This is a genomic window from Aliifodinibius sp. S!AR15-10 (assembly GCF_031569985.1).
GTDB lineage: Bacteria > Bacteroidota > Rhodothermia > Balneolales > Balneolaceae > JAMQKA01.
Genome location: NZ_JAMQKA010000004.1, coordinates 189,645 through 202,147, shown reverse-complemented (window position 1 = coordinate 202,147; position 12,503 = coordinate 189,645). Strand labels below are relative to the sequence as shown.

The following is a 12,503-nucleotide window of genomic DNA, read 5'->3' as shown; positions in this document are numbered from 1 at the left end:
TTTATGAGCTTGCTCGCTTAAAATAAACAGTAAGAGTTAAGAATCATACATTAAAAGCAGTTAAATGCTGAAGGTTGGATGTTTAAGGTTTTTTTCTGTCCAAAACGTTCAACTTTTAACCTTGAACCTTCAACTTGTTTTGTTAATCAACAAGAGACAACCCAATTCGTCCTCTTTCGAGGTCGAGTGACACAATGGTGAGGTCCAGGATGTCACCCACGGCAACAACAACATGCGGATCTTCCACCTTGTGTTTCGCCATTTTGGAAATATGGAGAAGCCCGTCTTGCTTGACCCCGATATCGACAAATGCACCGAAATCCACCACGTTGCGAACGGTGCCCTGCAGCTTTTGACCTTCGCTCAGATCTTCCATCTTCATGACATCATCGCGCAGCACCGGCTTTGGCAGTGATTCACGCGGATCTCGACCCGGTTTTTGCAAATTCTCGATAATAAGCTCCAGCGTGGGGACGCCTACACCGATCTGCTCAGCCACTTCCTCTTTGTTGATGTTGGAAAGCTTCTCCGAAATTGCTTTGCCTTGTTCTTTTAGCTTTGTCAGATCAATGCTGAAGAGATTGCAAAGTTTCTCTGTCGCCTCATAGCTTTCGGGGTGGATAGCGGTGTTGTCCAAGGGATTGCTGGACTCAGGGATTCGCATAAATCCCGCTGCCTGCTGGAAGCGGAAATCGCCGACCCCGGTAATCTCCTTAATTTCTTCACGGCTTTTAAAGATGCCCTCGCTTTCGCGGCGCCGTACGATGTTTTTCGCCACATACGAACTGAGTCCGGAAATGTGTGACAGCAGCGGGGCGCTGGCCGTATTGAGGTTGACACCTACCTGGTTCACACAGCTTTCCACCACATCCTCCAGCGATTGCGCCAGCTGGTACTGGTTGACATCGTGCTGGTACAGGCCCACTCCGATAGATTTAGGATCAATTTTCACCAGCTCAGCCAGTGGATCCTGCACACGCCGTGCGATAGAGATATTGCCGCGCTGGGCTGCCTCCAGGTCTGGAAACTCTTCTGCGGCCACTTCGGAAGCGGAATAGACCGAGGCTCCTGCTTCATTGACAATCATATAATTGAGCTCCTCATCAGGGTGACTCTCTTTTCGCTTCTGGATGAAATTAGCCACGATCTGTTCGGTCTCGCGACTGGCAGTACCGTTGCCGATGGCAATAAGGTTCACATTATATTTTTCGATATAGTTTGCAAAAACCTCCTCGGCTTCTGCCACTTTTTCCTGCGGCGGCGTCGGATAGGTAGTCGTTCCTTCCAGGTATTTACCTGTTTCGTCCACAACGGCTACTTTACACCCGGTGCGATAGGCCGGGTCGATCCCCATAACCACTTTATGATCGAGCGGCGGCTGCATCAGCAGATTCGACAGGTTCGTGGCAAACGTCTCGATGGCGTGTTCATCCGCTTTCTCGGTGAGTTTTGTGCGGAGCTCGCGCTCGAGGGATGGGAACAGCAGCCGCTTGTAGGCGTCTTCCACGGCATCCTGGATCAGCGGAACAAAGATGCTCATATCGTTTTTGATCACCACATCATCAATGTTTTCGAGGGTCACATCATCCCAAAGCTCCACATTCACAAATAGAATATTTTCTCGCTGCCCGCGGTTGATGGCTAAAATCTGGTAAGGTTTGAGATATTTGGCTTTTTGCGAGAACTCGTAATAATCTTCAAAGTTGGTACGCTCATCCACATCGGGATTTTTTTCGGTTTTGATCACTGCATGTTCCTGGAAGATGTCCCGCAGTTTTTCGCGTACATCAGTCGACTCGTTGATCCACTCCGCAACGATATCAAGTGCCCCGTCAATGGCATCTTCGGCCGTCTCAACCTCTTTTTCTTCATCCACATAATCGGCGGCAAACTCCATCGGGTCTCCTTTTTCAACTTCCTGAGCCCAGATCAGTTCAGCCAGCGGTTCCAGTCCTTTTTCCTTGGCCATATCTCCACGCGTGCGGCGCTTCGGCTTGTACGGAAGGTAAAGATCCTCAAGCTCATTCAGATCGGTGCACGATTTAATTTTTTCTTCCAGCTCTTCAGTCAGTTTGTCCTGTTCATCAATTGTTTTCAGGATCGTCTTCTTTCGATCTTCGAGCTCGCGGTGAAAGTTGAGTTTATCACGAACATCTCGAATTTGTCCTTCATCAAGTCCACCGGTTGCCTCTTTACGGTAGCGCGCCAGGAATGGGACCGTGGCGCCGTCATCCAAAAAATTGGCGACAGTTCCGACCTGTTTCGGTTTAAGGCTCAACTCGGTGGCAATGCTCTGGTGAATTTGTGCTTCTGTCATACTGGTTATTCTAGATTCTGACTTCTAATTTCTGAGTCCTATATTTGGCATGCTGAAAATAATCACACTAAGACTTTTTGCACAGATGAATTTTGATTTAACAACGTTGCATGAAGCGGCAATAGAAATAGCCCGTAAAGGCGGCGATCATACGCTGCAATATTTTAAGAACGCCGTTGAAGTGGAGTTCAAGGATGATGCTTCCCCGGTGACAGTAGCCGATCGCGAGGCGGAAAGGCTAATGCGCGATGAGATACAAGATCGATTTCCTGAGCACGGCATCGTCGGTGAAGAGTTCGAGAATGTGAACACTGACAGTGATATCAAATGGATTCTCGACCCCATCGATGGCACACTCTCCTTTATCCACGGCATCCCATTTTATACCACGCTGATTGGTGTGTTGCATAAAGATGAACCCAAGATCGGGATCGTCTATGCTCCGGCCCTGGACGAGATGTGCGAGGGAGCAGAGGGGAGAGGCACGCGGTTGAACGGGGAGCCCTGTTTTGTGCGCTCAAATGAGAATCTCTCAGAAGCCAGCTTCTTGTCCACCGATGTAACCACGCCTGCAGAGTACAGCTATGAGAAACCGTTTTCGGAACTTCTCGATACCACGCGTGTTCATCGTACGTGGGGGGATGCTTATGGCCATATGATGGTGGCCGCCGGCCGTGCCGACCTGATGTTTGACCCGGTACTGAATATCTGGGATGCGGCACCGTTATTAACTGTTGTGCGCGAAGCAGGCGGTATTTTTTGTGATACAAACGGGAAAGAGACGATAGAGTCTGGCAACGGTTTTTCCTGCAGCAAGGCACTTTATCCTTCAGTGATCAAAATTTTTAAAAAATATTCCAATAACTAACGATATATGCTCCTAAAAAAAATTAGTTCAGGCGTTCTTTTCGTTTGGGCATTGCTATCATTCTCATTGATCTTAGCTCAAGCGCAAACGCAGTCATTCGATTACACGCATTATCCAAAACTTGATTTTACTTTTAACCACTTGGTACTTGACCTCAATATTGATCCTGAGCAAAAGCTGTTGGAAGGTCACGCCACTTATGAGATCAATGCGAATGTTGCCGGGGTCGATTCTCTTGTGTTGCACGCAGCCCATATGGATATCCGTGATGTTCAGGTAGGGGGAAGTGAAACCCCGTACAGGCTTGGGAATGACTCGCTGTTTATTTCCCTTGGAGAGCCATCAGAAAAGGGACAGAGTTATGGGATAGATATCATTTATGAGACTACTCCCAAATTTGGCGTTCACTTTGGCTCAAATGGAACCGTTTGGACTTCGTCGCTGCCACTTTCGAATCGGCACTGGTTGCCGGTGGTTGATCACCCACGGGTAACGTTCTCTACGGAGATAACTTTGACGGTACCGGGAAACTTTTTGGCTTTTGCTCCGGGCAAAACAAACATTGAAGAGATTACATCGGTTGAGGAGAAGAAGGTGCAGTGGCAGAGCGATCGTTCAATTCCTGCTTCTTCGCTATGGTTCGCAGCCGGTCCGCTTAAAAGTGTTGAAACTTCTTATGGAATCAAGCAGGTTCGTGTCTCGGGAGATACGGGATTCATAAACAGATCGGGTAAGCAACTGCTGGAGAAAACCTATTCGGTTTTAAGTCGTACTGAAACACGACTCGGTGTTGAATATCCTTTTGAGACATTAAATGTTATAATACTCGATGATCACCGCTGGGAGACGAAACCCTACAGTGCTGGTTCTGTATTCCTTTTCAAGAACAGGGGCGACCTTGAAGCCCAGCTTCGTCGCGGTATTTATGCCCAGTGGTTTGGCCTGCTGCAGCGGGAGGAGCAGTGGTCGGATGCAGAGGCGATCAATCTTTACCAAACCGTGTTAAATCAGTCTCTTCCGCAGGAATCCCCGGACCCGATCAAGGATGCAACAAACCCGGAAGTGTCGGTGAATCCCTATCACGCGTTTAGTCCCAAACACTGGAACCAGTGGCAGCAGTTTTATCCGCAATGGGATGATACAACCTGGAAGCAGGTTATTGAGCAAAATCTGAATGATGAAATTACCCAGGGCGGTGCGGTTAAAAGCTGGACCGATTATGCGGAAAGCTGGTACCAAAGCAGTGGTCAGCCGTGGTTTAGCCCGCCGCAATTACTTTTAGACCAGCAGGAAACCGTCGAAAAAGATTCCATTGTGTATGAAGTAGATTACCAATACAACGAAACAAAGGGCGAACTGCTGCTGAAATTCCAGGCCCGTGATTCCGTTTTGACAGAGCTGGTAACCCTGCCATTGATCGAATATACCGGCATGCAAGCAGATACTACGGAGGTCACCTTTACCGGGGGCAGTGACTCGGTTCTGCTTAATCTGGATCCCTTGGTCTCCTACGTGACGATAAACTCATCGCATCGGGAGGACCTTACGCTGATAGAGTATAAGCCGGTTTCATTTGTATTGAGTCAGCTTAGAAACGCCCAGTCGCCTGAGGAAAAAGTGGAAGCGGCCCGGCAGTTGAGAAACCATGCCGACAACCCCGACCTTCAGCTTGCTATTATGGACCTGATGTCAACCGAGCAGCCCCCTGAGGTGGAAGCGGCTCTGCTCTCATCCATGGGAGCCATAACGCAGGGGGCAACCGGAACCGAGCAGCAGTTTCTGGATGCGTTACGCCGGGATCAGTTTGATATCAAGTTAGCGGCTATCCAGGCTCTAAGCTATTATCAGGGTAATGATCAGGTGATTCAGGCGCTACAGCAGACAGCGGTGCAAGCTGATACGATACGGCTGTTTAAGCAGGCCACAAACAGCCTCTTGGCAACAGCAGACTCTTCCCATACCGAGTCACTTATAAGTTTTGCACAGCAGGTGGTGAACCAGGACACGGTGGGGCATAAATCAGTATTTGTGCTGAAGAAATTGGCCGATCATGGTCGGCTGTCCAGTGATAATCTCATCAAAAACCTGACGATCCTGATGGGCGAAAGCTACAGCTATCCCGTTCGTGCTGAAGCTTTGAATACATTAAAACAAGTAGATGCCAGCCAAGAGCAGTGGACTGAGTGGATAGGAAACCTGCTCAGGGACAGCGATCCGAGGATGCGATACCACGCCGTACGCGCTGTTGCAGATTTAAATATTGTTAATGCTCAAGATCTGTTTAAAGAAAGATTGCTGGACGAGTATGACGGCCGTGTATTTTACGAGATGCAGAAGGTGGTACAGTAAGGCATAGCATACAAGGGGGGGCTTCGACAGCGGGGCACGATGATTCATTGATATAATTGTTTAGTTAAATAAACCGCTTGTTCCAATTTGGGGTTATACTCTTTCTCTTGCCAATTATCTGCATTGTATTGCCGGGCAGTCATGTACAGTTTCCCCTCATTGGTTTTCAGGAGTTCAGAACTGAAATTAAGAAAGAATCCCGAATGGACTATTGGTTCAAATTCAACCCATTCTGATCCATTCCAGTGAGTATAAAAGGTGCTTTTTTCAATAACCTCAGGTGGCATTATAGGGGTTGCATATACCATGTGGAGATTTCCTGTTGAATCCATGACACAATCATATGTGATTGGCTGATAATCAGTTTTCAAATTAGTGGGTTCTCGCCAGCTCTCTCCATTATCATCTGAAAAAGTGTGAAAAATGGTTTGTGGCATGAATCCTCCACTCAGATTTTTTGCCCAAAGCAGGTGGATTCTTCCATCTGGAGCGATCATGAGGTCAGGACTTGATGCTTGATTTTGCTTAGACAAGCTTATTCGTTTGGCGGGAGCCCATGAGTTCCCTGCATCATCCGAATGTGTATAAAATACACTGTTTAGATCCCCGGAAATTTTGAAATCCGGGCCTATACATACCAGGTGTATTCTGCCTTTGTTATCAATATCTGCATCAACATAGGCACATGCACGTGCTCTCTTGCCGGTCCAATATACGCTTTGCCATCCATCCTCATCCATATACAGGTGAACCACTCCCTCTCCTGATGAGCTTGTCTTATCAGCCGTTAAGAATAGGTGTAATTGATCTCTTGAGTCCACAAAAAAATCAGAAGCATCCACACTATTCCATCCAAAGCTTTTTGCCTGGTAAATGATTTCGGGCTTCGACCACTTTTCTTCTTCATAGAAAGAGTAGTAGATAATGCTAAATTCTGGGATTTTTCTCCTGCTAGGATGCTCTGCCCACGGTAAATGAATTCGCCCGGTTGAATCAGAGACTGCCCGTGGATATGCGAAGTTATAATCTCCTTTGGGAACAGGAATTTGATCACCTTCAGGGTTTATCGCAATAAGTGTCTCTTCTACATCATATTTTTTATTGAATGATACTTTTTTCCGGGTCGGGGAACTGAGTTTCCAAATATATAAACTCCCTGTCTGTTTTCAGCCAAATTTATATTATATGTGGGGAATTGATGATTTGAGTTCTTTATAGCTAATTTCGGTATGCTCCATCCCTGGGAACTTTTAACATCTTTAGTTTGCGCAGAAATTTCCTTGAATGTGAGTGAAATTGTTATTAAAGCAAGAAATATTGTTAGGTTTACCCTCATAATACTGTCACTTTTTCTGTATACAGATTAGGGAGGGTTATGTTAAAACCCTCCCATATTTTTCAAAGATTCATGTTTTTTTGAATCTATTTCCATGGTCATTTCTGGTTCCAACTCAGGATGTTGTTATATCCCTTTTTCAAAAAACTCAATGGATTTTTTAATTGCCTTTATCCCTGTATAAGATTCAGACTTGACATGCTCTACTCTTATTTGCTTGTTCTCTTCAAGATTGGTCGCGGTATCAAGAGTGATAGGGAGAGAAAAAGGACTAGAGTATTGATGTAAATAGTTGATCGTTTCATACTAGCATTCTCCTTTTGAATTAATTTCATCTTAATAAAAGGTCTAATATGCTTCCCTTGACTACGGGGTAAAATGAATATCCAATGAAAGAGATGAAATCAAATGGTCATAAACTTCAAATGTATCCTATTAGCATAGTTTTAAAAGATCTACAGTTTTAAAGTACCTCATTTCAACTGTGATCATTGTCGAATCCACTTCACCAACTCTTTAAAGCTGGCACTCTTTCCATAATTCAATATACCCACGCTGTAAATTTTAGCGCTCAGCCACAGCATACCCCAGAAGGTCCCGGCCATCAGGACAATTGAGAGAGCGGTTTGCCAAATAGGGACATCGGTGATGGCAACACGCGTAACCATCAGTATCGGTGAAAAGAAAGGGATCAGCGAGCTGATCACCGCCATGCTAGTATCGGGCGCTTCCATGATTCTGAATAACAGCAGATACGCGATAAAAATAGGCACCATCACTGGAAACATGAACTGCTGGGTGTCGGTCTCTGAGTCGGCTGCTGAACCGATGGCGGCAAACATGGTGCTGTAAATCAGGAATCCGAAAATGAGGAAGACAAAGAACAGAACAATGAGGGAAGGGGCTATCGCTGGTATCTCAAAAAGCGCTGAATCGACTGCCCCGGACGCTTCGCCAGCCGCTTTCATACTTTCTGACTGAGACTGCATAAACATGGCGGCAACCGGGCTCGCTACCGTGGTTAAACCGAATCCAGCGGCAATCCAAATAGCAACCTGTGTAACAGCCAGGGCCCCAACACCGATAATTTTACCACACAACAGTTCTATCGGTTTTACGGAAGAAGTCACAATTTCAATGATCCGGCTAGTTTTTTCCTCTATCACACTGCGTGTCAGCAGACCGCCATAGCCTGTCACAATACCGAAGATCAGGATACCCATCGCCATGCCCAGTCCGGTCAGCATTCCGATGTTGTCATCGGTTTCTTTGCCTTCTTCGGTCAGCCGCCGACTTTCGAGTCCCGGCCGACTCTCGTAAATCTTTTTCACTTCTTCCGATACATTGGCCCGTTCCAGCCGTTCTTGTCGGATTACTTCCCGAACGTCATCGCGTAGACTATTCAAAAGTTGAAAGCCTCCGCTTCCACCATAAACGAGCTCCGCATTTTTGTCGGATTCAATATTTTCTTCCTTGAAAACGATATACCCGTCGAGCTGTTCGCGCATGACCTGTGAACGCAGCGTATCAACAGGGACAGAAGACGCATTGTCATACCTGTTTTCATCCAGCTGGACCAGCCGGGGATACAGGGCACCGGTTTGATCTACGATGGCAATGGTATGCTCCGGTTCACTATCCCAAACAGTGATTGCCACCATGATGCCGATAAAAGCGGCCATCCCCAGTGGAATGAGAATGGTAGTGAGGATAAAAGCTTTGCTCTTGACCCGGGTAAGGTATTCCCGTTTCAATACCAGTAAAATTTGACGAATATTCATGACTAGTTTAGATCCTTCGGGTTTATATTGTCTTCTCCGACGGTTGAAATAAAGATTTCGTTAAGTGAAGGCTCTACGCGCTCAAATTTGTAGATCTCAGCGTGTTTCATGGCTGTTTCCAATATGCCCTGCATACCTTGTCCATTCAGTATCCTGATCTCAGCAAAGTTTGTTGAGCGATTGTTGATGCGAACATCTTCGAGGGAATCGAGAAAGGAGGGATCTCCCTGGAATTCTATATTCACCGTATTCTTTCCAAACGAGGACTTGATTTCACGTAGATCGCCTTTGAGTACCGCACGACCGTTGTTGAAAAGACAGATTTCGTCGCACATCTGCTCCACCTGCTCCATGCGGTGTGTGGAAAAAAGGACCGTTTTGCCCTTGTCTCGGAGCTCAATGACGATCTCTTTCAGCATCTCGCTGTTGATGGGATCCAGCCCGCTAAACGGCTCATCAAAAATATAGATATCGGGATCGTGAGCCACCGTGGCGATAAACTGAATTTTTTGTGACATCCCTTTGGAAAGCTCGCCGATCTCTTTGTTATACCAGTCGGCAGCTTCAAAGCGCTGCAGCCAGTAGTTTACCGCTTTCTTGGCCTCAGCCCTGGTCAGACCTTTGAGTTGGGCCAGGTATAGCAGCTGTTCACCCACCTTCATTTTTTTGTATAGACCACGCTCTTCAGGCATATAACCGATCATTTTCTGGGTTTCCGGGCTAACTTTTTGTCCATTGATAGTAATGGTGCCACTGTCGGGAATCAGGATGTGATTGATCATGCGAATACAGGTCGTTTTTCCCGCACCATTAGGACCGAGAAGTCCAAAAATGCGTCCTTTGTGAACTTCGAACGAAACGTTTTTTACGGCTTCTGTTTTCCCGAATGATTTATTTACCTCTTGCAGATTTATTATTGCCATCTCTCAAATTTTTTTATCAATTCAAGCGTGAACATAATAGTCTGAAAGATTATAAGAAAGATTTTGACTGCCATTTAAAGATTTTCTTACTTGGTATCCGAGGATGGGTATAACTTAAAATTATAAAAGTAATTTTTATTTCGGGATACCTGATATGAATATTATCCATTTAAGCGCAGAGTGTTACCCGGTTGCCAAGGCCGGTGGTTTGGCGGATGTTGTCGGATCGCTTCCAAAGTATATGAGAAATAATGATGTGGATGCGAAGGTTGTCATGCCGAAGTATGCCACTGAGTGGGTGCAGGAACACGAATTTGAGACGATTTTTGAGGGTGATACGCCGCTGGGAGAGGGACAGTTTCATTATAAAATACAGCGGGAAAAGGAGGACAGCCTTGGTTTCCCCCTGTATTTAGTGGATATCCCTGAACGTTTTGATCGCCCGGGCATTTATATTGATCCGTACAGCGGGCACGGTTACTGGGACGAACTCGAACGCTATCTCAGCTTTCAGCTGGCATCGTTAGACTGGCTTCACTACAGTGAAGAAGATCCGGATCTGCTGCATTGTCATGATCACCACACAGCGCTGGTTCCCTTTATCATCACGCGTTGCTACCGGTACCGTGGAATGGAGAATATTCCCACCGTTCTGACAGTGCACAACGCGGAATACCAAGGCGAGTATGACCGCGAGGTTTACTCACTGCTGCCCTCTTTTAACCTGTCCGAGGTAGGCCTGTTGGACTGGGATGGCAAATTCAACTGCCTGGCTGCAGGTATCAAATGCTGCTGGAAAATAACCACTGTGTCACCGAGTTACATGGAAGAACTGAGCCAAAACGGTGACCTCAGCCTGCTCTATCATGCCGAGCGGCACAAGTCGGTGGGGATACTGAACGGTATTGATACAGAGGTGTGGAATCCCAAAACCGATCCCTACCTGGAAAAGAATTACACATTGAAAACGCACCGGAAGAGCAAGTTGGAAAATAAGGAAGCTCTTTGTGATCAATTTGACTTAAACCCGGAGTATCCGCTTATTTCATACATCGGTCGCTTGGCAAGAGAAAAGGGCGCCGACCTGCTGCCCGATCTCTTCAGCCACTTCCTGGGCAGTGAGCAAAGCGTTAACTTTATGCTGCTGGGTACCGGTGACCGTGGTCTCCATGAACGTTTTCGGCAGATGAACAGCCGTTTCGTTGGCTTCTTTGATGCTGCACTGGATTACAATGAATCGTTGGCACATCTTATCTATGCTGCCAGCGATTTCATTATCATGCCATCTCGGGTGGAACCTTGCGGCCTGAACCAAATGTATTCGATGCGGTATGGCACTGTTCCGATTGTCAGGAAAGTGGGCGGACTAAAAGACACTGTAAAAGATATTGGGGAGGAAGATGGATACGGAATTACATTTTATGACTTTACACACCACGCGGCGGCTGATGCAATACAGCGCAGTCTGTCGCTTTATGAGGACTCTAAAGGAATGAATTCGGTCAGAAAGACCATTATGAGGTTAGATTTCTCATGGAAAACTTCGGCAAACAAATATCTTGAACTTTACAGGGAGCTGATCAATGACTAGAACATATAGCAAGTTTAATAAGCATCGTCCGGTAATTTCAGTAATTCTTGGTGGGGGACAGGGAACCCGGCTCTATCCGCTTACCAAAATGAGATCCAAACCAGCAGTCCCTATTGCTGGGAAGTACCGGTTGGTGGATATACCTATTTCCAACTGTCTGAATTCCGGGATGCGCCGGATTTATGTTTTGACACAGTTCAACTCCGCATCGCTAAACCGCCATATTAAGAATACCTACAATTTTGATGTCTTCAGCAGCGGCTTTGTCGATATTTTGGCTGCGGAACAAACCCCCGAAAGCAAAAACTGGTACCAGGGCACGGCCGATGCTGTCCGTCAGTCACTGCACCATATGGAAAATCATCGGCATGACCACGTGTTGATCCTTTCCGGCGATCAGCTCTACCAGATGGATTACAGCCGGATGCTCAGGCAGCATGACGAAACTGATGCTGATCTTACAGTCGGTACCATCCCGGTGAGGGCTGAAGATGCCACCGGTTTTGGCATTATGAAGACAGACGAAGAGAAAGAGATTGCCAACTTTGTCGAAAAGCCAAAGATGGAAGAGCTGGAAAAATGGCAATCCAATATGCCGGAAAAGTTTGCAAATGAGGGGCGCCATTATTTGGCGTCAATGGGGATATACATCTTTAAAAAGGAAGCATTGCGCGAACTTTTTGAAGGTATGCCGGACGCCACTGATTTTGGAAAAGAGATTATCCCCAAAGCAATTAATAGCGATCTCAATGTGAGAAGCTATGAATTTGATGGTTACTGGACCGATATCGGGACCATCAAATCATTTTTTGAGGCCAATCTTGAGCTGACTTCCGAACTACCCCAATTCAATTTTTTCGACAACGAAGATTTTATCTACACCCGCGCCCGAATGCTTCCTGCCTCCAAACTGTCGGGTACCACTTTTGACCATTCTGTACTTGCAGAAGGATGCATTATTGAAGCAAGCCGGATAGAGCGTTCAGTTATTGGTATTCGCTCGAGGATTGGGCGGGGTACCAGTATTGAACATTCCATTATTATGGGGAATGATATTTTCCAATCCCAAGAGGAGATCGAAGAGGGCACACCCGAACATCCACCGATGGCCATTGGGCAGCGCTGCTTTATCAGCAATGCCATTATTGACAAAAATGTCCATATTGGTAATGATGTTCGTATTGCAGGCGGCGATCACCTCGACGATGGTGATTACGGCAACTATCACGTGGTGGATGGAATTGTCATTATCCCCAAAGAAGCGGTCATTCCTGACGGGACAAAAATTTAAAGTGGACCCCGGCCTATAATAAACCAAGGGTCACACTTATCAAATGC

Annotated in this window: 9 protein-coding genes; 4 read left to right on the top strand and 5 right to left on the bottom strand. The window is 46.5% G+C overall.

Going from position 1 to position 12,503, the window contains the following annotated elements; all coding sequences use genetic code 11:
- Nucleotides 1-142: 142 nt before the first annotated feature.
- Nucleotides 143-2,317: a Tex family protein gene (locus tag NC796_RS04715; RefSeq protein ID WP_310682576.1), complete on the bottom strand. Its 2,175-nt coding sequence runs from the start codon at nucleotides 2,315-2,317 to the stop codon at nucleotides 143-145.
- A gap of 85 nt (nucleotides 2,318-2,402) precedes the next feature.
- On the opposite strand from NC796_RS04715, the gene NC796_RS04710 reads away from it, so the two are divergent.
- The gene (locus NC796_RS04710) at nucleotides 2,403-3,185 is read left to right on the top strand and encodes an inositol monophosphatase family protein (protein ID WP_310682574.1); all 783 of its coding nucleotides are present in this window, start codon (nucleotides 2,403-2,405) and stop codon (nucleotides 3,183-3,185) included.
- A gap of 6 nt (nucleotides 3,186-3,191) precedes the next feature.
- Nucleotides 3,192-5,534 (top strand): HEAT repeat domain-containing protein, encoded by a 2,343-nt coding sequence (locus tag NC796_RS04705; protein WP_310682572.1) that lies wholly within the window; start codon nucleotides 3,192-3,194, stop codon nucleotides 5,532-5,534.
- A 44-nt stretch (nucleotides 5,535-5,578) separates the two neighbouring features.
- On the opposite strand, the gene NC796_RS04700 is transcribed toward NC796_RS04705, so the two are convergent.
- The 4 genes from NC796_RS04700 to NC796_RS04685 all read right to left on the bottom strand — a co-directional run bounded on the left by NC796_RS04700 (nucleotide 5,579) and on the right by NC796_RS04685 (nucleotide 9,574).
- The gene (locus tag NC796_RS04700; protein WP_310682570.1) at nucleotides 5,579-6,376 is read right to left on the bottom strand and encodes an exo-alpha-sialidase; all 798 of its coding nucleotides are present in this window, start codon (nucleotides 6,374-6,376) and stop codon (nucleotides 5,579-5,581) included.
- A gap of 242 nt (nucleotides 6,377-6,618) precedes the next feature.
- Nucleotides 6,619-6,870: a hypothetical protein gene (locus tag NC796_RS04695; protein ID WP_310682568.1), complete on the bottom strand. Its 252-nt coding sequence runs from the start codon at nucleotides 6,868-6,870 to the stop codon at nucleotides 6,619-6,621.
- A 488-nt stretch (nucleotides 6,871-7,358) separates the two neighbouring features.
- Nucleotides 7,359-8,651: an ABC transporter permease gene (locus tag NC796_RS04690; protein ID WP_310682566.1), complete on the bottom strand. Its 1,293-nt coding sequence runs from the start codon at nucleotides 8,649-8,651 to the stop codon at nucleotides 7,359-7,361.
- Between the two features lie 2 nt (nucleotides 8,652-8,653).
- A complete protein-coding gene (locus tag NC796_RS04685) occupies nucleotides 8,654-9,574 on the bottom strand; it encodes an ATP-binding cassette domain-containing protein (RefSeq protein ID WP_310682564.1) in 921 nt (306 codons plus the stop codon).
- 154 nt (nucleotides 9,575-9,728) lie between these two features.
- Between NC796_RS04685 and NC796_RS04680 the strand changes: the two genes are divergently transcribed.
- Nucleotides 9,729-11,165 (top strand): glycogen synthase, encoded by a 1,437-nt coding sequence (locus NC796_RS04680; protein WP_310682562.1) that lies wholly within the window; start codon nucleotides 9,729-9,731, stop codon nucleotides 11,163-11,165.
- Complete coding sequence (locus NC796_RS04675) at nucleotides 11,158-12,456, top strand: glucose-1-phosphate adenylyltransferase (protein WP_310682560.1); 1,299 nt, start codon at nucleotides 11,158-11,160, stop codon at nucleotides 12,454-12,456. The genes NC796_RS04680 and NC796_RS04675 overlap by 8 nt, the downstream gene beginning before the upstream one ends.
- Nucleotides 12,457-12,503: the final 47 nt, after the last annotated feature.